This window comes from Pantoea sp. SGAir0215, from assembly GCF_043543215.1.
Genome location: NZ_CP028031.1, coordinates 2089053 through 2109117 on the forward strand (window position 1 = coordinate 2089053; position 20065 = coordinate 2109117).

Below are 20065 nucleotides of genomic sequence, written 5' to 3' on the forward strand. Positions count from 1 at the left end.
GGGGCAAGCTGAGTTACACTATCCGTCACGTCGCTCTATGGCGAGCTAATCGGTTGATAGCCAGAGTGTTTTTTTACTGAATGAATGGAATAGGCACAATGATCAAGAAACTGAGTCTTTGCGCATTGTCGGTACTCGCTGCATTACCGATCGGGACGCTGGCCCACGCCGCGGATAACGAGATGCAGCTCCAGCAGGTACTGATGTTTAGCCGCCATAATCTGCGTGCGCCGCTTGCGGATAACGGTAGCGTACTGGCACAGTCCACCAAAAAAAGCTGGCCAGAGTGGGAGGTGCCCGGCGGGCAACTGACCACCAAAGGTGGCGTGCTGGAAGTCTATATGGGTAACTACACGCGCCAGTGGCTTGCGCAGCAGGGCCTGGTGAAGAACGGCGCCTGTCCGGACAGCAACAGCGTGTTTGTCTACGCAAACAGCCTGCAACGTACCGTAGCGACGGCCCAGTTTTTTGTAAATGGTGCCTTCCCGGGCTGTGATATTGCGGTGACCCATCAGGATGAAATGGGCAGCATGGATCCGGTATTTAATCCCGTGATCACCGACGGCAATGAAGAATTCATCAAAAAAGCGCTGGCGGACATGACTGCCGCTAATGAGAAGCTGGCCCTGAAGCCAGCGTATCAGCGTCTGGACAAAATTGTCGACTACAAGTCTTCTCCGGCCTGTAATAACAAAAAGCAGTGCGATCTGAGCAGTGGGCAAAATACCTTTATTGTTGAAAACGGCAAAGAGCCTGGCGTGAACGGACCGCTGAAAGTGGGAAATTCCCTTATGGATGCCTTTACGCTGCAATATTACGAAGGCTTCCCGCTGGATCAGGTTGCCTGGGGGCAAATTAAAACCCCTGAGCAGTGGCAGTCACTGTCAGCGATCAAAAACGGCTATCAGGACACGCTGTTTACCACACCAGATGTGGCACGCAACGTCGCGGCTCCGCTGGTGGACTATATCCGCAGCCAGCTCATCGATCAGGATAAAGCTGACTCACCCAAAGTGACCCTGATGGTAGGGCATGACTCCAACATAGCGTCATTGTTGAGCGCCTTACAGGTCAAACCTTATGATCTGCCAGAGACCTATGAGAAAACGCCCATCGGTGGACAGGTGGTGTTTGAACGCTGGCATGATGCCAAAAACAACAAAGACCTGCTGAAGATGGAATACGTGTATCAGACCGCCGATCAGTTGCGCGATGCCCAGGTGTTAAGTCTGAAAACGCCACCGAAGCGCGTCACCCTGCAACTGGCGGGTTGCCCGACTGACGCGAACGGTTACTGCAGCTGGGAGCAGTTTACTCAGGTGCTGAACAGCGCGCTGCAGGGGACCGCGTTGCAACCGGCGGCGGCAGAGCAGCCAGCGGCCAGTGCCAACGCGGGCGCGGCGAATCCTGCGGAGTCAAAAGCTGACGATAAAGCCAGCGCCGATAAGGCGACGGCTGATAACGCTGCTGCCCAGAAAGCGGCTGACGATAAGGTAAAGGCGGACAAAGCGGCTGACGAGAAAGCGAAAGCTGATAAAGCCGCCGCGGATAAAGCCGCTGCGCAAAAGGCGGCGGATGAGAAGGCCAGCGCTGATAAGGCTGCTGCCCAGAAAGCGGCGGATGACAAAGCCAAAGCGGAAAACGCCGCCAACGCGCAAAATAAAACAGATAACAGTCCTGCGAAGCAGCCCGCTGCAGCCAACTAATATCTTTCTGTCACTGAAAACAAAAAACCCCGTCAAGACGGGGTTTTTTTTACGCTTCAGGCTGCGCTTATCCGGCCACAACCACCAGTTTCTGGTTCGCAAACTCTTTGATACCCAGATCGGAAAGTTCGCGTCCGTAGCCAGAACGCTTCACACCGCCGAAAGGCAGCTCCGCAGAGGTGTCGCTCTGCGAGTTGATGAACACCATGCCCGTTTCAATGGCGGAGGCCAGCTTACGGCCACGCGCAATATCGCGTGTCCACACGGAACCGCCCAGCCCATAGTGTGAATCATTGGCCAGGGCCACCGCCTCGTCATCACTGGCGACCACATAAACCTGCGCCACCGGGCCAAAAAACTCCTGAAAATAGGCAGGGTTATCGCGGGTGATATGGGTAAGCAGCGTGGGCTGGTAATAGCACCCTACGCCCGCCACCGCTTTACCACCTGTGACCAGCTTAGCGCCGTTTGCGACGGCTTCATCAACCTGTTTAACCAGACGATCGCGCGCATCAGCCGACGAAAGCGGTCCCAGAGTGGTTTTCTCATCCAGCGGATCGCCCAACACCGCTGCGTTAAGCGCCGCACTGAATTTATCGATAAAGGTATCCGCAATCTTCTCGTTCAGAATAAAACGCTTGGCTGCTGTACAGACCTGACCGCAGTTGCTCAGTCGCGCCTGCACGCCCTGACGAACGGCTTCATCCAGATCGGCATCCTCCGTGACCACAAAGACGTCATTGCCGCCCAACTCCAGCGTGGATTTTTTCAAATGCTTACCGGCCTGTTCAGCAACGGCGCTTCCCGCCCGTTCGGATCCTGTCAGAGCCACGCCCTGTACCCGGTCATCGGCAATCAGTTCCGCAACCTGATCGGTAGAGATAAACAGGTTGGTCCAGGCACCCTCAGGCGCGCCCGCTTCCTTCACCAGCTTTTCGAAGACATCGGCACAATGCGGCACGATGTTGGCGTGTTTAGCCAGTACCGGATTACCCAGTGCCAGATTTGGTGCCAGCACGCGCATCAGTTGGTAGTAGGGGAAGTTCCACGGTTCGACCGCAACCAGCACACCAATGGGATGATACTCAACCCAGGCGTCGCCCAACTCACTTTCATAAGGTTGTGGCTTCAGGATGCGTTCTGCATGCTCAGCGTAATAGCGGGCGATTTGCGCGCAGATTTTGACTTCGCCACGGCTTTGGCCAATCAGCTTGCCCATCTCTTTACTGGCAATAGTCGCCAGTTCTTCCGCACGGTCATCAATCAGATCAGCCAGTTTTTTCAATACCTGAAGTCGTGGCTGAATAGCGCCTTTACTCCAGTCAGAGTGGAACAGCCGATCCGCCGTTTCCAGCGCTTGCGTCACGGCCGCGCTGTCATGGGAAGGCCAGCTTTTCATTAACTGATTGTTTGCCGGGTTGATGCTTTGATAGGAAGACATAGAATTCTCCGTGGTCAACGATAAAAAAAAGGGCGGGGCCAGGCCCGCCATGCCGTCAGACGTTCTTTCGCTCAACCGTTTTGTCGTCCCACGTGAGGACGTCCTGATCGGTTTTTTCAAACGCGCGGATTAAGACGTCATCGCTTCCCTGTTGACGCCAGATCTCTTCCGCCAGGCGCTCGTCATAGTTTGCGACTTCAAAAATGGCCTCGGCAATTTCGGGCGAGGTGTGACGCAAAGTGGCCCATTCACCTACGTGATGTGCTTTTGACTGATTCGTCGACATACTGATCTCCTTCTGGAAGGTTAGTCCTTAAGTTTTGCTGCCAGCCCGGCAACGTGTTCGCCCTGGAAACGGGCAATAATCAATTCTTCCTGGGTTGGCTGACGTGAACCGTCACCACCGGCCAGCGTAGTGGCACCATAAGGCGTACCGCCGCGGACCTCAGAAATGTCAAACATCTCTTTGGTACCATAGCCGATAGGCACGATGACCATGCCGTGGTGGGCGAGGGTGGTCCAGACAGACGTAATGGTTTGTTCCTGTCCTCCTCCGGTACCGGTGGAGGTAAAGACGCTGGCAATTTTGCCGTAAAGCGCGCCAGAGGCCCACAGGCCGCCTGTCCGGTCCCAGAATGTTCGCATCTGCCCTGACATGTTGCCGAAACGGGTAGGGGTGCCCACGATGATGGCATCATAGTCAGGCAGTATCTCTGGCGTCGCTTCAGGCGCGGATTGCTGAGTTTTACCGCCAACTTCCGCAAAGCGTTGTGCATCCATGGTTTCGGGGACGCGCATCACATCTACCTGGGCGCCAGGTACCTTGCGTGCGCCTTCCGCGACAGCGTTCGCCATGGTTTCAACGTGTCCATACATTGAATAGTAAAGCACCAGAATCTTAGCCATTGATCTCTCCGGGAGTTAGTCAACACATCGAAAAGTATAGAAGAGCTTTACCTGACTGTGAGAAATCACCGGTCAGACAGTCAGCGTAACGACACTGAAAATGCTGAGAATGGGTTTTTTTAAGGATTAATCGTCGTCTTTTAAGTCAATTCTTAGCGTAGAGTCTGTTTCTAAATGTAATTTTCAGCGATCCAGAGACCTAAAAGGTGGAATGTCACACAGGCTTCCACGCACATGTCCTTCGATGAACATCAAGCCGCCTCACGTGAAGCGATGTGGCACTGAACGTTCATGCATCAGAAGATCGCAAACAGGTGCAGGTATGTTCACCTGTTATCGCTCCAGCCCAGACCGTGTCAGGCGACAGGGTGCCGCCTGATGCGAGGCGACAGTCACGCGGCAGCAAACGGAATTGCATTCGCCCGGAGCACTGATCACAATAGCGCCTGAAAACAGATACAGGTGAATTATGTCGGATACGACTCGCAAACTGACTGTCGGTATTACGCGTCAGGAACTGGTCCTTATTTTTATTACGGTAATCTGGGGGGGAACGTTTCTGGTCGTGCATCAGGCGATGCATTATTCAGGTCCGTTCTACTTTGTCGGTTTACGCTTTGCTACCGCTGCGCTGTTACTGGCGTTTTTTTTCCGCCGCTATCTTGCTGCCGTCTGTTGGCGCGAAGTCAAAGCGGGCACGATGATCGGCCTCACGATTGCGGGGGGCTACGGCTTACAAACCTGGGGCATGCAGACGATATCCAGCAGTCAGTCAGCGTTTCTCACCGCGCTTTATGTTCCCGTGGTGCCGCTGTTGCAGTGGCTGTTTCTGCGCCGTCCGCCAAAACTGATGGCGTGGTTGGGTATTTCACTGGCGTTCTGCGGATTGATTCTGGTCGCGGGGCCGCAGGATGGCCGAATTGCGCTGAATCAAGGGGAAGCCGCGACGTTACTCAGCACGCTGGCTATTGCCGGAGAAATCATTCTTATCAGTCGTTATGCCGGTCAGGTTGATGTGCGTCGGGTGACCTTCATTCAACTGACTGTCGCTTCACTGTGTGCCTTCTGCTTTATGATCCCGAATGGTGAATCCGTGCCTGCGTTATCGGCCCCGCTGTTAGTCAGCGCGGTCGGGCTCGGCGCAGCCAGTGCGCTGATACAGGTAACAATGAACTGGGCTCAACGCAGCGTATCACCGACACGCGCCACGGTCATTTATGCCGGTGAACCGGTCTGGGCGGGTGTGGTGGGGCGTTTAGCAGGCGAGCGTCTGCCGGCCGCTGCCATTCTTGGCGGTATCCTGATTGTCTGCGGGGTCATTGTCAGCGAGTTGCGCTGGAAACGTAGCATGCCATCGGCCTCTTCCGATGAATAGTGGCGCGAGAATAAGTGCTTATGGCCCTGTCAGTGTGGCCCTTTCCCTGCGCCGTATATCACAGCTGTCGGCACGTTACCGCCTGAAAACAGTCTGTTGCCGTGATGCGTAACGGTAACGTGAAGGAGATACGTATGAAAAAGGCTACGCCCGGGCCAACGCGTCGTGCGGTCGCCGTTGCAGCGAAACGTGCGGCAATTCTGCAGGCTGCCCTGACCTGTTTTTCCCAGTTTGGTATTCACGGGACGCGGCTGGAGAAAGTCGCGGAGCAGGCTGGCGTCTCCAAAACCAATTTGCTGTACTACTATCCCTCTAAAGAAGCGCTTTATATTGCCGTATTAAAAGAGATCCTGGATGTCTGGCTGGCACCGCTACGTGCCCTGACTTACGAGCAGGAGCCGTTGCGCGCCGTGCGTCAGTATATTCGCCTTAAGCTGGAGGTTTCTCGCGATTATCCACAGGCATCAAAGTTGTTTTGCCTGGAAATGCTGCAGGGTGCGCCCTTGCTGAAAGGTGAACTGGCCGGCGATCTGAAGACGTTGATGGACGACAAAACAGCGATAATTGAGCGCTGGATAGCTGAAGGACGGCTGGCGGCAATTGCGCCTCAGCATCTGATCTTTATGCTGTGGGCGACGACACAGCATTATGCTGACTTTGCCAGCCAGGTCGAAGCGATCACGGGGAATCAGCTCAGCAATCCTGTTTTCTTCGAGGAAACGGTGGAGAACGTTCAGCGCATTATTATTGAAGGCATTCGCGTTCGTTAATAAAACGCGATCAAACTCAGCCCTGTAACAGACAAGGGAGTGGCGTGATGGATTCTGTTTCACAATGTGTTCTGGGCGCATCCGTGGCGCTGGCTGTGATGGGGCGGCGCGTACCTGCCTGGCAAGCCGCGGCGGTAGGCGCAATCAGTGGCACATTGCCCGATCTGGATGTGTTTATCGACCACGGTGATGCTATCCGCAACATGACGCTGCACCGGACTGAAAGCCATGCCTTACTCTATCTGACGTTGTGTTCACCGTTGCTCGCCGCGCTGGTCGCGCGGCTGTTCAAATCCGGCGTGACATGGATCGCCTGGTGGCCTGCTATTTGGCTGGCGCTGATCACGCATCCCCTTCTTGATTTGATGACAGTCTATGGCACTCAGCTTGGGCTGCCTCTCACCGATCATCCTTATGCGATTGGCAGCATGTACATCGTCGATCCGCTTTATACGTTGCCGCTTATCATCGGGCTCTGTGTCGCTTTGTGGCGGCGTAACAGACGGGGATTACGCTGGAATCACGCGGGGCTGGCACTCAGTACCGGCTACCTTGCCTGGAGTATGGTCATTCAGCAGGTGGCTGATGAACACATTAAACACTCACTCGAACAGCAGGGGGTGGCGACTGACAAGGTGTTGGTCACCCCAACGGCATTCAATACGCTGGTCTGGCGCAGCGTCATCATCACGCCTGACCGCTATGGCGAGGCTTACTGGTCTTTGCTGTCGCCTGCTCGTCCTGTCACGGTAATGTGGCGGCCGCGTCATCCTGAGCTATTCGTCCCGTTTAAAGGAAACTGGCTGGCAGAACGTGTTGCCTGGTTCAGCCATGGCTTTTATGCCATGGATGAGCGTGACGGGCAGGTCACCATTGCAGATTTGCGTATGGGAGAAGGGAGCCATTACACGTTTACGTTTGGTTTGGGCACGGCGGAAAGCCCTGATTTGCAGCCACAGCGCCTGCCGTCTGGTGAACGGGCCCTGCGCCGCGGCGTCAGTCGTATACTTGAGCGGTTATAAAAAAGCCCGACGTGCGTCGGGCTTTTTTCAGTCTCTATATCAACGACGCGTGCGTCGACGCAGTTGCCAGCCTGCGGCGAGCAGGATAAACCACAACGGCGTGACCATGAGTGCCTGTCGCGTGTCTTCCTGCAGTGTTAGCAGCACCAGTATAAAGACAAAAAACGCCATACATGCCCAGCACATGAATTTGCCTAAAGGCATTTTAAATGTCGAGGCGGCATGACGTTCCGGAAATTTTTTGCGATATGCAAGGTAACTGCACAGGATAATGGTCCACACAAACATAAACAGAATGGCAGACACGGTGGTCACCAGCGTAAAGACCGTCATCACATTCGGGATCAGGTAAATCAGAGCCACACCACACAGCAGGCAGAAGCAGGAAAAGAACAAGCCGGTCGTGGGCACCGCGCGTGACGATAAACGACCAAAAGCACGGCTGGCAACGCCCTGCTGCGACAGACCATACAGCATGCGGCTGGTGGAGAAAATACCGCTGTTGGCTGAGGATGCCGCCGACGTCAGGACCACGAAGTTAACAATGCTGGCCGCAGCTGGCAGGCCAATGAGCACGAACATTTCCACAAACGGACTGCGATCGGCCATCACTTCGGTCCACGGTGTAACGGACATAATCACCAGCAGCGCCAGAACATAGAACATAATGACGCGCAGCGGAATGGCATTAATGGCCCGCGGTAAAACCCTGTGCGGGTCATGCGTTTCGGCCGCCGCTGTACCCACCAGCTCTATACCGACAAACGCAAAGACGGCGATCTGGAATCCGGCAAAGAATCCGCTCAGTCCTTTCGGGAAAAGCCCCCCGTGATCCCAGATATTACTCAGTGCAGCGGTGCCACCACCCGGCGACGGGTAATGAATGGACACCAACACAATGCCGGTAATGATCAGCGCGACAATCGCCACGATCTTGATGATGGCAAACCAGAACTCCATCTCGCCAAATAATTTCACCGTGGCAATGTTTAAGGCCAGGAAAACAAAAACACATAGCAGTGCGCTCATCCAGATCGAAAAGCCGGGAAACCAGAGCTGGAAGTAGGCGCTTATAGCCACCACGTCGGCAATGCCGGTAACAACCCAACAGAACCAGTATGTCCAGCCGGTGAAGTAGCCGGCCCAGGGACCCAGTAAGTCAGCCGCAAAGTCGCTAAAGGATTTATACTCAAGATTCGACAGCAGTAATTCGCCCATTGCCCGCATGACAAAAAACAGCATGAAGCCGATGATCATGTAAACGAAAATGATCGAAGGCCCTGCCAGACTAATTGTTTTACCCGAGCCCATGAACAAACCGGTGCCAATCGCACCGCCAATAGCGATGAGCTGGATGTGTCGGTTATGAAGATTACGTCGCAGCGTGTCATCGCCCTGTGAGCTCGCCTGCGTTTGAGTAGATTGATCAACCATGAAAGTGTCTTTCCTGTCTTGATGTTGTGTCAGCTCTGGTGGCTGTTGAGAATACCGGATTGCCGGGAGCAATTTGGCATAAGATAGTGGAAGTGTTAATGAAAACGGTAATTGTTTTTTAACAATATCGGACAACGCTGGCATTAAAACGGCGCTTTCACTTAACGTTGGCGATTTTTACGTCAGATTAGGTAATATTTCATCACCCTGTGTCATCTTTTAAGCGTATCCTGCCGTGTGCTTCTACACTACCTCCGTACAGCTTCTTTCAGCTACAGAGGTTCTATGCGCACACTTGTTCTGCTTATCATCATGACCGGAGTGGGGTGGATGAGTTTGCCATGGTTAAAACAGCACCTTCCTGCGCAATTTAATCCCTTTACGCCACTCTCTGTAACGGATCCGCCGGGCTGGATGACGCGATTAAAATTCAAAAGACTGCAAACTGATCCCGCCGCCTGTCTTGACGTGATGCAGCGTGCACAGCAGGCCGGCGTTGTACGTTTCAGTCAACGGCCGGCGGTGACAGGGGCCTGTCCGTTGTCCGGCCCCCTCAGGCTGCAAAATTTTGGGCCCGTCTCGCTCAGCAGCAGTTTCCTCGCCAGTTGCCCAATGGCCGTTGCGGCTACAATGTACGTGGCTTACAGCCGCGAGCAAATGTTACATCTGTCTGGCAGTGATCTGACCCGAATTGAACATGTCGGAAGTTATGCCTGCCGCAACATCTATCATCAGGCCACCGGACGCCTGAGTGAACATGCCAGCGCGGATGCCTGGGATATTACCGCCTACCAGCTTGCTAACGGCGAGCGGTTGGTGCCAGGAAAAAACTGGCAACAACCTGGCCAGAAATCACTATTACTTCATGCATTATGGCGATCGGGTTGTAACTTTTTTGGTAATGCGCTTGGGCCTGATTATAATCGCGCGCATGCTACACATTTTCATCTGGGCATGCGGGGGGCGGGTTATTGCAGGTGAGATTAACCTTTACTTTCACCGTAAAACTGTGTCGTGGGTTTAATATTATTTTCTTCTGTTCTGCTTTTTTACTGTTTTAAAAAGGGTGTCACATCTGCTTATTTTTTCTCATGGCGTCAGTGTTATTTAAATCATTCACCCGGTGTTATCACCGTTCATTGCCTGCTAAATGACCAAATTGAGAGAGTATACTGCATTATTATTACCTGACTGGGTGAATGATGCCGTTTTAACAGGGCGATAAATTTGAGTTATCTGTACATAAATAAAGGAGGATGACAGTGTCGTTAAATAATTATTTTTCTCTTTTCAGATGCGTTATTTATTAAATAAGTTATCTGTACAAGCCCGCACCAGGCCAAAATGACAGCGGTGACCGGTCACCGGTCTGCGCCATCCGCCAGGCGTCTTGCCTGTAAAGACGGGCAGTGCCGTTATGCTGGCCGTTCAACAGGCCTTGTACGGCCGTCTGCCCTACGACGCAGAGCCATAAGCCATCTTTTGTAGGACCAAAAGATCCGGGTAAAACGCGTACCAGAAAAGGGGTACTTTCCCTGCCTGACTGCAGAAAACATGCGGTGGTGATTGCCTGAAAAAGACATCGTGTTTTACAAGATATGATCTGCGTTTTTTTTCAGCATAATACGTTGCCGGGCGCAACTTATCGAGTGAGATTTGTTGATCATGGCTATGTTAAATGATTGAAAAAATATAAGAAAAATCTTATTATTTCCTCTATTGCACTCGCCTGAGTTATCCCGAAGCGTTTGCTTACCCTGTATTTTTATCCTTTTCTCTGCAGGTCGTTGTCGCCAGAATGAAAATAATGCTTTTTATGACGTCGCAACAAAGAGTAAATTAATTACATAACGTGTTAATCAGAAATACCCGGCAAGTTGTTGAATTTGAGGCAATATGATAGGTGAAGATTATTTTTCCTGGCGTGAAAATGTCGAACAGCACTTTCAGGTATTAACGGCAGCTCCGCAATTAAAGGGGCTTTTACAGGATTATATCCAGTCACTGGGCTTCGATTTTTTCGCTTTTTTTATCCAGCATCGCGTTCCTTTTACGCGTCCGCGAGTTTATTTGCATGATACTTACCCCGAAGCGTGGATTAAACGTTATAAGGAACGGAATTATTATGCCATTGACCCCGTGTTGCAGCGCTGCCTGCGTGCTGGAAAGGGGGTGGAATGGACACCTGAACTCTTTTGCTCGGCGAAGGAAATGTGGCAAGAAGCGGGTAATTTTGGGCTGCTGAGCGGATTTTCTTGTTCTGCAATGGCGTCAAATCGAGCCGTTGGTATATTATCTATAGGTTCGCATCGTCCCTTTATTACTGACTGTCGGCAAGTGGAGCTGGAGGTAAAGTTGCACTTCCTCGCCGAGCAAAGCTTGTGCTTACTTGAACGCCTCAATGATGAAGCGCTGATGGTTCAGGGAAATGATTTCAGCCAGCGTGAGCTGGAAATTTTGAAATGGACCGCAGAGGGAAAAACCTCTCAGGAAATTTCACTTATTTTGTCGATTTCTGAACACACCGTAAATTTTTACCAAAAAAATATGAAAAAACGTTTTAATGTTTCCAATAAAACGCAGATTGCCTGCTATGCCGCAGCAATTGGTGTGATTTAAAAGAAAAGCAACTGCCAACTTTAGTAGTTCCTTACCTGAAGGGACTTCTCTACCCTGCGCGGGTGCGCTTTTGGCAGGCGCATAGAAATCATTGCAAACATGGGGATGTCAGAGGCGCATGATGAAAATAGTTCAAACGCAGTTAAAGGATATGCCATCCTCTTTGCTTGCCGAACTTGGCAGCTACCGTTACAGCGTGTTTGCGCGGGGTGAAGGCTGGTCGATTCCACCGCGTCTGAGTACACCAGGGCAAGAATATGACCGGTATGACCGCTCTGATGTGACCTGGTTAATCGCCTGGAGCGTGCGAAGCGGCATTAGCGGCTGCGCCCGCCTGATGCCCTGGACGGAACCCGAGCAAACGGAAGGCATTGTTTTGCCGTTCGATCATGAAAAGGTCTGGGAAATGTCCCGCTTCTCTGCACGACTGGAAGTGGATCCTGAGCTACCGCTCAATATTCTGTGGCATGCGGTACAGCTGGCGGAGCTGAACGGCATTGAATGCATTATCAGTTCGGCTACGCCGATGCTGGAAAAAATGTTTGAAGAACATCAGGTCGTCTATGAACCTCTGACGCCGGGTTTAATTCTGTCAGAGGATAATCTCTTTGCCATCCGTATCCCCGTCAGTCAACCTGCGCTGGCAGAGAAATACCGTGGTACGCGGCGTTTCAGCCCGGAAGAGGTGCTGCCTTCACTCGGCGTGTCCGTTAACTGGCATTCGAACGGTTAGCGCGCTGCCCCCGGGCGGGGGCAGCACAAGCCATTACTGGCGATAAGCCGCTTTGATTTGTTTAATGGTGTTACTGAACACGTCTGCCTGCGGCTTTTCGCCCAGGGTTTTCACATAACGTTCCATATTAATGATTACTTTTCCGGCATCAGCCTGGCCCATCCCTTTCAGGATCAAAGTAATCATCATCTTAAGGCAAGCCACTTCATCAGATAATTTTTGCGTTTCCTGCGAGGTAGCGAAATCTTCATCGCTCATGAATTTCTCCTTGGTGATTAACATCGTCTCTACAATCTTTACGCGCAGCAATCGGTGAGTATATCACACGAAAGACCACTTGCTGTTAGCGTGGGCAACGCAGGCTGTTTAACTATGTCAGTTCAGTCATATTAATTAATAACGGATGTGAATAGTAGCTGACGAGAGCGTCGCAGTTTGGTAAAAATCTCATAAATACAATATCGTCTGATTGTTGTAACTGTTTGATAAAACATTTTTTTTACATTATACAGGCTGTCATGTCTGTTCCTGCAGGCGTAAACAAGAACAGAGCCAGGTTGCATGAAGATAAAACACTGACGCGATCTGACCTGCCACTTTGTATCTGTGCTTTTAATGCAAAAACAGGTATGATTGCCGCTTGCAATCGTTAAATGCTACCTCTTTATTAGCTGCGGAGTGCTTCGCGTTGATCACTGTCCTTCTTGTCGATGACCATGAGCTGGTACGTGCCGGCATCCGCCGTATTCTTGAAGATATCAAAGGTCTGGTGATCGCTGGCGAAGCGTGTTGTGGCGAAGATGCAGTTAAGTGGTGTCGGGCTAATCAGGTTGACGTCATCTTAATGGACATGAATATGCCGGGTATCGGTGGGCTGGAAGCCACGCGCAAAATCGTGCGCTACAACCCGGATATCAAAATTATTATGCTGACGATTCACACTGAAAACCCGCTGCCTGCCAAAGTGATGCAGGCCGGTGCGGCAGGTTATCTGAGTAAAGGTGCCGCGCCGCAGGAAGTGGTGAACGCCATTCGTTCGGTTAAGGCCGGCCAACGCTACATTGCCTCGGACATTGCTCAGCAAATGGCGTTAAGCCAGATTGAGCCGCAAAAAGCCGAATCTCCCTTCAGCTGTTTGTCGGAAAGGGAATTGCAGATTATGCTGATGATCACCAAAGGACAAAAGGTGACGGAAATTTCCGAGCAGCTGAATCTCAGTCCTAAAACCGTTAACAGCTACCGCTACAGAATGTTCAGTAAGCTGAATATCAGTGGCGACGTAGAGTTAACGCATCTGGCCATCAGACATGGCCTGTTCAATGCGGAGCCGTTAATCAGTAGTGAGTGACCTCTTTAATCCCAAAAATTTTCTCAGTACGGTCACCAGCGAGCCAGGTGTTTACCGGATGTACGATCTGTCCGGAACGGTTATCTATGTCGGCAAAGCGAAAGATCTGAAAAAGCGACTGACAAGCTACTTTCGCACCCAGGTGGGTAGCCGAAAAACCGAAGCGCTGGTAAGTAACATCCATCACATTGATGTCACCGTAACCCACACTGAAACCGAAGCGTTGTTGCTTGAGCATAATTACATCAAGCTTTATCAACCGCGCTATAACGTTCTGTTGCGTGACGATAAATCCTACCCCTACATTTTTCTGAGTGGCGACACACACCCGCGTCTGGCAATGCACCGGGGCGCTAAGCACGCCAAAGGGGAGTATTTCGGTCCGTTTCCTAATGGTTATGCGGTAAGAGAGACGCTGGCGTTGCTGCAAAAGGTCTTTCCGATACGGCAATGTGAAAACAGCGTTTACCGCAACCGCACGCGCCCCTGTTTGCAGTACCAGATTGGCCGCTGTCTTGGCCCTTGCGTGGCAGGGTTGGTCAGTGAGGAGGAATACGCCCAGCAGACAGATTACGTCAGACTGTTTTTAGCGGGCAAAGACGATCAGGTGCTGAATCTGCTGGTGACGCGCATGGAAGAGGCCAGTCAGTCACTGCGCTTCGAAGACGCGGCCCGGCTGCGCGATCAGATTCAGGCCGTCAGACGCATTACCGAGAAGCAGTTTGTCTCTAATCAGGGCGACGATCTGGATGTGATTGGCGTTGCCTATGACGCCGGAATGGCGTGTTTGCACGTCCTGTTTATCCGCCAGGGGAAAGTACTGGGAAGCCGAAGCTATTTTCCCAAAGTGCCCGCGGATACGGACCTGGCTGAAGTCGTCCAGACCTTCGTCGGACAGTTCTATTTGCAGGGTAGCGAAATGCGCACCTTGCCCAGCGAGATTTTACTCGATTTCACTTTGCCCGAACGTGAGTTGCTAGCAGACTCATTGACAGAATTAGCCGGTCGACGGGTAAACATTCAAAGTAAACCCCGCGGCGATCGCGCGCGTTACCTCAAGCTGGCTCGGACCAATGCCGGTTCGGCATTAAAAACGCGTCTGTCGCAGCATTCCACGATTCATCAGCGCCTCACCGCGTTGGCCGAATTTCTCAAACTGGAGAAGGTTGGCCGCATGGAGTGTTTTGACATCAGTCATACCATGGGTGAACAAACCATCGCTTCCTGCGTCGTGTTTGATCAAAACGGCCCGCTTCGCGCTGACTACCGCCGTTATAACATTACCGGCATCACACCCGGCGATGACTATGCGGCTATGAATCAGGTGCTACGCCGCCGTTATGGCAAAGCGATTGAGGAAGAAAAAATTCCCGATGTGATCCTGATAGATGGGGGCAAAGGTCAGCTGGCACAGGCAAAACAGGTGTTTGCAGAGCTGGACGTGCCCTGGGATAAATCCCGCCCCATTTTGCTGGGCGTTGCAAAGGGCACCGATCGTAAAGCCGGTCTGGAAACCTTATTTTTCGAGCCAGAAGGCGAGGGCGTTTCTCTGTCACCCGATGCGCCAGCGCTTCATGTCATTCAGCATATTCGTGATGACGCTCACAATCATGCAATTTCAGGGCACCGTAAAAAACGGGCCAAAGTCAAAAACACCAGCGCACTGGAAAGTATCGAGGGCGTGGGACCAAAACGGCGACAGCAGTTGCTCAAGTACATGGGCGGCCTGCAACCGTTGATGAATGCGTCGGTCGAGGAGATCGCCAATGTGCCCGGTATATCGCATGCGCTGGCGGAAAAAATCTACTACTCGTTGAAACACTAGCATTGAAACAGGGGGGGCAATGTAGGAACATACGTTAAACACCACCCAATCCAGACAGTTACCAGCATATGCAATTTAACATTCCGACCTGTCTTACCCTGTTTCGCGTCGTTCTTATTCCGTTCTTTGTGCTGGCTTTCTATCTGCCTTTCCACTGGGCGCCCTTTGTTACCGCGTTGATTTTCGTTGTTGCCGCCGTGACCGACTGGTTCGATGGCTTCCTGGCTCGCCGCTGGAAGCAGACAACCCGCTTTGGTGCGTTTCTCGATCCGGTGGCGGATAAGGTGATGGTGGCCATTGCTTTGGTACTGGTTGCGGAATATTTCCATGCCTGGTGGATCACGCTGCCCGCTGCCACGATGATCGCCCGTGAAATTATTATTTCAGCCCTGCGTGAGTGGATGGCAGAGATAGGTAAACGGAGTAGCGTTGCGGTTTCCTGGATCGGTAAAGTGAAAACCACCGCGCAGATGTTTTCGCTTTTTGCTCTGCTGTGGCGTCCGGACAGTATGGTGGTCGGTGTTGGCGTGGTCGCGCTGTACATTGCCGCGGTGCTGACGTTCTGGTCCATGTTCCAGTATTTAAGCGCTGCCAGAGGCGATTTGCTCGAACCGTGATCGATGCGATTCAAAAAGCAGCAAACGGACGCAATGTGGGGATAATTTTATTGACTCACCGCGTCATCTCAGTAGAATGCATCGCATCGAACGGCAGCACAGCTGCAGAAGCTAAGAAAAATCAGTAAGTTCGATAAAGCGTAGTAAAGTCTGACCCTTCAGCAGCGAGTTATCTGAACGGTAAGATGATGCGGGAATAGCTCAGTTGGTAGAGCACGACCTTGCCAAGGTCGGGGTCGCGAGTTCGAGTCTCGTTTCCCGCTCCAAATTCGCTGGCCAGGCAATCCTGGCGGCAAATCGGTTTTAGGCGCGTTGGCAGAGTGGCTATGCAGCGGATTGCAAATCCGTGTACCTCGGTTCGACTCCGGGACGCGCCTCCAGTTATACCTCGCCCGGGTGGTGAAATCGGTAGACACAAGGGATTTAAAATCCCTCGATCGTAAGGTCGTGCGGGTTCAAGTCCCGCCCCGGGCACCATATTGAAACACCCATAAAATCAAGTAGTAGCAATGTCGTTTAAGCCGCCTCTTTGGGCGGTTTTTTGTTTTTATAAGCCCTTCCTGCTATGTCATTTCTGATTCTGGTCTCAGGCTCTTGTTAAACCCCTTTCTCCCTTTGCCGTTTGTCTCCTCCTGTGCTGACCTGAAGCTGTTTTTTATAACATGCCACGTCTGGCAATCCAGCAAGGGCATCAAGATGCGTCTGCACGATGAGTGGAAACAAGCCCGGTAGACTGAGAAAGAGAGGCTTTACGGGTACAGGCAGCATGATATCGATTACCGAAAACGCTCGTCCTGAATGTGGGTGACAGTAGCAAAACCAGTAACAGTTTTGACTATGCTCTCTATCCCGTTTTGACAGACATGACGGTGACAGACGGCATTATCTGGTATTTTCGCCTTTTGCTACGGGCAATCCTGTCACGCATCATTGCCGTTTCTCAATCAAAACGGAATGGATTACCTTTGATCAATACATTCAGGGCCAAAATAAACGCGAGGAAAAGGGGGCAGATTGAGAAGGCTGCGGATTTTAAGCGGTTCAATCCGTTCATTAAAAAAGCCTGCGTTACACAGGCAGAAATCGTTACAAGGGAAAATCCAGTTGTCAGCATGCGCTGACCCGGCAAGCATACAGCGAATGGGGTTTTTAGATACAAGTGAATAACTTTTGATCAGTAAAAGGCACGATGTGTATGTTGCAGGCATAAAAAAGCCCACTCGGATGTGGGCATAGCAAAATTGGCTATTAATGTAAGGTTCTAACAATTACTTCCTTACTATCGGCAATCCCGCGGCAGGCTTTAGCCGCTGTAAAAAATAAACCTTTTATATTGCCGACAGCCTTCGGTGCGGAAGGCGGGCAACGTGCTCTGTTCTTATCCCGTTGACTGACTTTTACAGCGTGTCGCTATTCGGTTTTGCAAGATTGATCGTGCTGGCAGAAGAGGCAGAGTCAGATTCAGAGCAGGTGTCCCTAAGACTTAATGGTGCCGTTAAGCGCTTATCCGTCGTTTGAGCAATGGCAGTGTGTTCCCTGACAATCAACATAAAAATGGAGTGGAGATGTTTTGGCAGGCGTTAAACGATATGTTCTTACGGTCGGATACGACTTTTTCCCCCGCGGCGGGGTTACTGTGGCGGACAGGCTGAGGCCAGCAGGTTACCTTTCTTCTCTGTGTACTAATCTTGTCTGCAGTCATTTCATTATTCAGAGAAGGGCAAGCCGTGCCGGGAAACAAAGCAGAAATCACTGTGGGTTCAGATCATATCATCATCGCTCGACGTTACCGCGCTCTTGGCGCGCTCAACGATCTCTTTATCGCAGTATGGTTCCTGACGGGCAGCATCCTGTTTTTCTTCGACTCGCTGATGACAGGTGGAACATGGTTATTTGTCGTGGGGAGCCTTCAGTTATTACTTCGCCCGGCAATCACCCTGGCAGAACTGGTACACGTAAAGCGCATCGATCAACATCCACAAAAACCTCAGTAGTCCTTTACCCCTGTATCACGGACAGCTAAACGCATTCAGCCTGCCTGATATATGAACGACTCAGGCAGGCTAAATGAAAGGTGAGGCGATTTCAGGAGATCACCAGGTGCGGGCGGGCGGTGGTGGCGGTTGCTGCCCGGTTGCAGGCGGCGGTGGTGCAACGGTGCCTGCCGGTGGTGGGGCCAGTGCCTGACCCGGTGGTGGCGGCGGAGGTGGCGGCGGGCGATGATCGTGTGGCGGTGGGGGTGGCGCACAGCCGGGGCCCGGTGGCGGCGGTGCGCACGCGGTCAATGTTGAGGCAGCGACAACAGCAGCGAAAAAAGTCAGACGACGATTCATGCTATTTCCCTTGTGAAATTAACAGTAAGCTAATTGTAGTTAGCTGTTACTAAACATAACGGGGGTAAAGCAGAAAAGCGAAGCGATTCCGCCCTCTATCCGTTTTTTGAGATACTTCTCATCTCGCGCGTTTAATCCGGTTTTTTGTCTCAACGCCAGCTAAAGTAGCGCATCACAAAAGAGGAGTGGCGTTTATGAATGGCATTTTGAAATTCGTCCGCGGCTGGCTGATTTTTTCAGTGTTATGGGGCGTCTTCATGTGGTTTATGTCATGGCAGGCGCAGGGCAAAGAAATTGGCCTGGCTGTTTTGATGAGTCTTTATGCTGGCCTGTTATACCAGGCATTAATAACGATGGTCGCGCGCTATCGGGCACGGCGACAGCAGGCGTAAGAGGGGCCTGCTGCGTGCCGCAGCAGGCCAGTGTCTCAGCTCAGATTACCGCTCAGGCGGCGATGAAAATCGCTGCTGCGCATATCCAGCCCTTCAATGGTGACGCTGGCACCATGACGCTGATAACGGTATTCGATACCATCCAGTGCAGCGACGGTGGAGGCATCCCATATCTGTGCGTGCGTTAAATCAATGGTGACAGATTTAGGGTCATGTGCGTAATCGAAGTGCTCAAACAAATCGTTGCTGCTGGCAAAAAACAGCGGTCCGCGAACATCGTAGCGCACAGACTGTCCGTCCTCACTCAACGTTCTTTCCGCATGAATCACATGCGCAACGCGCCGGGCAAACAACATCATTGCCACCACTACACCCGCAAGCACCCCCAGCGCCAGGTTACTGGTTAACACGGTAATACCTACCGTTAACAGCATGACCAGCGTTTCTGACCAGGGCATCCGTTTCAGCGTCGCGGGCTGCAAACTGTGCCAGTTGACCGTCTTGACGGCGACAATAATCATGATGCCGGCCAGCACCACCATCGGGATCTGCGCCATGATGTGGCTCAGGCCCGTCACCAGCAGTAACAGCACGAGGGCGGCGGCAACCGTTGAAACCCGGCTACGTGCTTTACCCAGTTCCACGTTGACAATGGTCTGTCCGATCATAGCGCATCCGGCGATACCACCGTAAAAACCGGCCAAAATATTACCTATACCCAGCCCCCAGGATTCGCGACGTTTGCTGGACGGCGTATCTGTAAGGTCATCCACCAGCTTGGCGGTCAGTAGCGATTCCATTAGTCCTACAAACGCCACGCTCAGCGCGGTGGGCCAGACGATGGATAAGGTCTGCCAGTTGAGCGGAACGGTCAGTGCCGTAAAGTCTGGCAGACCTGCGCTCATGGGGCCTTCATCACCCACCGTCGGGACGCGATAGCCCATCGCCAGCGCCACGGCGGTCACGGCCACGATGGCCACTAAGGGAGAGGGCACACTTTTCAGCACGCGGGGCAGGAGCAGCACGATGGCCAGCGTCACGGCGAAGAGTGCCCACACCAGCGGCGATTGACCCCAGACATGCGGGACCTGAGCAAAGAAAATTAAAACGCCAAGCGCATTCACAAAGCCGATCATGACCGAACGGGGAATATAACGCATCGCACGTGATATACCTGTCACGCCGAACAGAATCTGAATGATCCCGGCCATTACAACGGCAGGAAGGATATAGGCCACGCCATGCGCATGGACCATAGGCCCAATCACCAGCGCAACCGAACCCGCTGCGGCGGTTACCATGGCAGGGCGGCCGCCAAGCAAAGACAGCGTCAGGCAGAGTACGACAGAGGCCACCAGGCTGACCTTCGGATCGACACCGGCGATAACCGAAAACGAGATCACTTCCGGAATAAGCGCCAGCGCCGTGATCACGCCGGCCAGGCATTCTCGCGTCAGCAGTGCAGGCGAGCGTAAGACGCGGCCGACACTGACATCGTTTTCCACAACGGCTGTTGTGGCGACATCATGTTGTTGATTCATAGT

The 20065-nt window shown here is 52.3% G+C and carries 18 protein-coding genes and 3 tRNA genes; 15 read left to right on the plus strand and 6 right to left on the minus strand.

What is annotated here, in order from left to right; translation table 11 throughout:
* The first annotated feature begins 98 nt into the window (after positions 1 to 98).
* Positions 99 to 1706 carry a bifunctional glucose-1-phosphatase/inositol phosphatase gene (gene agp, locus C1N64_RS09825; protein WP_205949826.1) on the plus strand — a complete coding sequence of 536 codons (1608 nt, stop codon included), beginning with the start codon at positions 99 to 101 and terminating at the stop codon, positions 1704 to 1706.
* A gap of 67 nt (positions 1707 to 1773) precedes the next feature.
* Here the strand turns inward: agp and C1N64_RS09830 are convergent, their stop codons facing one another.
* Genes C1N64_RS09830 through wrbA form a run of 3 tightly spaced genes read right to left on the minus strand, consistent with a single transcriptional unit; the run spans position 1774 to position 4053 of the window.
* A complete protein-coding gene (locus C1N64_RS09830; RefSeq protein WP_033737598.1) occupies positions 1774 to 3147 on the minus strand; it encodes an NAD-dependent succinate-semialdehyde dehydrogenase in 1374 nt (457 codons plus the stop codon).
* A gap of 55 nt (positions 3148 to 3202) precedes the next feature.
* Positions 3203 to 3433: a YccJ family protein gene (locus C1N64_RS09835; RefSeq protein WP_039341215.1), complete on the minus strand. Its 231-nt coding sequence runs from the start codon at positions 3431 to 3433 to the stop codon at positions 3203 to 3205.
* Positions 3434 to 3453: 20 nt separating this feature from the next.
* Entirely contained in the window at positions 3454 to 4053 is a 600-nt protein-coding gene (gene wrbA / locus C1N64_RS09840; protein ID WP_006118683.1) for an NAD(P)H:quinone oxidoreductase, read from the minus strand.
* Between the two features lie 469 nt (positions 4054 to 4522).
* On the opposite strand from wrbA, the gene C1N64_RS09845 reads away from it, so the two are divergent.
* From C1N64_RS09845 to C1N64_RS09855, 3 genes are all read left to right on the plus strand, one after another.
* Positions 4523 to 5428 carry a DMT family transporter gene (locus C1N64_RS09845; protein ID WP_394515459.1) on the plus strand — a complete coding sequence of 302 codons (906 nt, stop codon included), beginning with the start codon at positions 4523 to 4525 and terminating at the stop codon, positions 5426 to 5428.
* A gap of 134 nt (positions 5429 to 5562) precedes the next feature.
* Positions 5563 to 6198, plus strand: a complete 636-nt coding sequence (gene rutR, locus C1N64_RS09850; RefSeq protein ID WP_033737596.1) for an HTH-type transcriptional regulator RutR — start codon at positions 5563 to 5565, stop codon at positions 6196 to 6198.
* Between the two features lie 47 nt (positions 6199 to 6245).
* Complete coding sequence (locus C1N64_RS09855) at positions 6246 to 7220, plus strand: metal-dependent hydrolase (RefSeq protein ID WP_394515460.1); 975 nt, start codon at positions 6246 to 6248, stop codon at positions 7218 to 7220.
* 39 nt (positions 7221 to 7259) lie between these two features.
* Here C1N64_RS09855 and cycA read toward each other — a convergent pair whose 3' ends face one another.
* A complete protein-coding gene (gene cycA, locus C1N64_RS09860; RefSeq protein ID WP_039341206.1) occupies positions 7260 to 8654 on the minus strand; it encodes a D-serine/D-alanine/glycine transporter in 1395 nt (464 codons plus the stop codon).
* Positions 8655 to 8939: 285 nt separating this feature from the next.
* On the opposite strand from cycA, the gene C1N64_RS09865 reads away from it, so the two are divergent.
* From C1N64_RS09865 to C1N64_RS09875, 3 genes are all read left to right on the plus strand, one after another.
* Positions 8940 to 9635: an extensin-like domain-containing protein gene (locus C1N64_RS09865; protein WP_394515461.1), complete on the plus strand. Its 696-nt coding sequence runs from the start codon at positions 8940 to 8942 to the stop codon at positions 9633 to 9635.
* Positions 9636 to 10550: 915 nt separating this feature from the next.
* Positions 10551 to 11273 (plus strand): transcriptional regulator SdiA, encoded by a 723-nt coding sequence (gene sdiA / locus C1N64_RS09870; protein WP_033737592.1) that lies wholly within the window; start codon positions 10551 to 10553, stop codon positions 11271 to 11273.
* A 121-nt stretch (positions 11274 to 11394) separates the two neighbouring features.
* Entirely contained in the window at positions 11395 to 12006 is a 612-nt protein-coding gene (locus tag C1N64_RS09875; protein ID WP_006118772.1) for an acyl-homoserine-lactone synthase, read from the plus strand.
* 33 nt (positions 12007 to 12039) lie between these two features.
* Here the strand turns inward: C1N64_RS09875 and C1N64_RS09880 are convergent, their stop codons facing one another.
* A complete protein-coding gene (locus C1N64_RS09880; protein ID WP_006118773.1) occupies positions 12040 to 12264 on the minus strand; it encodes a DUF2594 family protein in 225 nt (74 codons plus the stop codon).
* Between the two features lie 430 nt (positions 12265 to 12694).
* On the opposite strand from C1N64_RS09880, the gene uvrY reads away from it, so the two are divergent.
* From uvrY to C1N64_RS09920, 8 genes are all read left to right on the plus strand, one after another.
* Complete coding sequence (uvrY, locus tag C1N64_RS09885; protein WP_006118774.1) at positions 12695 to 13354, plus strand: UvrY/SirA/GacA family response regulator transcription factor; 660 nt, start codon at positions 12695 to 12697, stop codon at positions 13352 to 13354.
* Positions 13347 to 15179: an excinuclease ABC subunit UvrC gene (gene uvrC / locus C1N64_RS09890; RefSeq protein ID WP_394515462.1), complete on the plus strand. Its 1833-nt coding sequence runs from the start codon at positions 13347 to 13349 to the stop codon at positions 15177 to 15179. Before uvrY ends, uvrC begins: the two co-directional genes overlap by 8 nt.
* 68 nt (positions 15180 to 15247) lie before the next feature.
* Positions 15248 to 15796, plus strand: coding sequence for a CDP-diacylglycerol--glycerol-3-phosphate 3-phosphatidyltransferase (pgsA, locus tag C1N64_RS09895; protein WP_006118776.1), 549 nt, complete (start codon positions 15248 to 15250; stop codon positions 15794 to 15796).
* A gap of 190 nt (positions 15797 to 15986) precedes the next feature.
* Positions 15987 to 16062 (plus strand) — tRNA-Gly (locus C1N64_RS09900).
* A 40-nt stretch (positions 16063 to 16102) separates the two neighbouring features.
* Positions 16103 to 16176, plus strand: a tRNA-Cys gene (locus C1N64_RS09905).
* A gap of 10 nt (positions 16177 to 16186) precedes the next feature.
* A tRNA-Leu gene (locus C1N64_RS09910) sits at positions 16187 to 16273 on the plus strand.
* 1277 nt (positions 16274 to 17550) lie between these two features.
* The gene (locus tag C1N64_RS09915; RefSeq protein ID WP_237166121.1) at positions 17551 to 17790 is read left to right on the plus strand and encodes a YrhK family protein; all 240 of its coding nucleotides are present in this window, start codon (positions 17551 to 17553) and stop codon (positions 17788 to 17790) included.
* A gap of 533 nt (positions 17791 to 18323) precedes the next feature.
* Positions 18324 to 18521 (plus strand): DUF6404 family protein, encoded by a 198-nt coding sequence (locus tag C1N64_RS09920; RefSeq protein ID WP_006118780.1) that lies wholly within the window; start codon positions 18324 to 18326, stop codon positions 18519 to 18521.
* Between the two features lie 35 nt (positions 18522 to 18556).
* Here C1N64_RS09920 and C1N64_RS09925 read toward each other — a convergent pair whose 3' ends face one another.
* Complete coding sequence (locus C1N64_RS09925) at positions 18557 to 20062, minus strand: SulP family inorganic anion transporter (RefSeq protein WP_394515463.1); 1506 nt, start codon at positions 20060 to 20062, stop codon at positions 18557 to 18559.
* Between the last annotated feature and the right edge of the window lie 3 nt (positions 20063 to 20065).

Coding starts and splice junctions, on each gene's coding strand:
- C1N64_RS09830 (WP_033737598.1), bottom strand. CDS start 3,147: ATGTCTTCCTATCAAAGCATCAACCCGGCAAACAATCAGTTAATGAAA.
- rutR (WP_033737596.1), top strand. CDS start 5,563: ATGAAAAAGGCTACGCCCGGGCCAACGCGTCGTGCGGTCGCCGTTGCA.
- C1N64_RS09865 (WP_394515461.1), top strand. CDS start 8,940: ATGCGCACACTTGTTCTGCTTATCATCATGACCGGAGTGGGGTGGATG.
- C1N64_RS09855 (WP_394515460.1), top strand. CDS start 6,246: ATGGATTCTGTTTCACAATGTGTTCTGGGCGCATCCGTGGCGCTGGCT.
- C1N64_RS09880 (WP_006118773.1), bottom strand. CDS start 12,264: ATGAGCGATGAAGATTTCGCTACCTCGCAGGAAACGCAAAAATTATCT.
- C1N64_RS09835 (WP_039341215.1), bottom strand. CDS start 3,433: ATGTCGACGAATCAGTCAAAAGCACATCACGTAGGTGAATGGGCCACT.
- C1N64_RS09845 (WP_394515459.1), top strand. CDS start 4,523: ATGTCGGATACGACTCGCAAACTGACTGTCGGTATTACGCGTCAGGAA.
- cycA (WP_039341206.1), bottom strand. CDS start 8,654: ATGGTTGATCAATCTACTCAAACGCAGGCGAGCTCACAGGGCGATGAC.
- wrbA (WP_006118683.1), bottom strand. CDS start 4,053: ATGGCTAAGATTCTGGTGCTTTACTATTCAATGTATGGACACGTTGAA.
- C1N64_RS09875 (WP_006118772.1), top strand. CDS start 11,395: ATGAAAATAGTTCAAACGCAGTTAAAGGATATGCCATCCTCTTTGCTT.
- C1N64_RS09925 (WP_394515463.1), bottom strand. CDS start 20,062: ATGAATCAACAACATGATGTCGCCACAACAGCCGTTGTGGAAAACGAT.
- agp (WP_205949826.1), top strand. CDS start 99: ATGATCAAGAAACTGAGTCTTTGCGCATTGTCGGTACTCGCTGCATTA.
- C1N64_RS09920 (WP_006118780.1), top strand. CDS start 18,324: ATGAATGGCATTTTGAAATTCGTCCGCGGCTGGCTGATTTTTTCAGTG.
- sdiA (WP_033737592.1), top strand. CDS start 10,551: ATGATAGGTGAAGATTATTTTTCCTGGCGTGAAAATGTCGAACAGCAC.
- pgsA (WP_006118776.1), top strand. CDS start 15,248: ATGCAATTTAACATTCCGACCTGTCTTACCCTGTTTCGCGTCGTTCTT.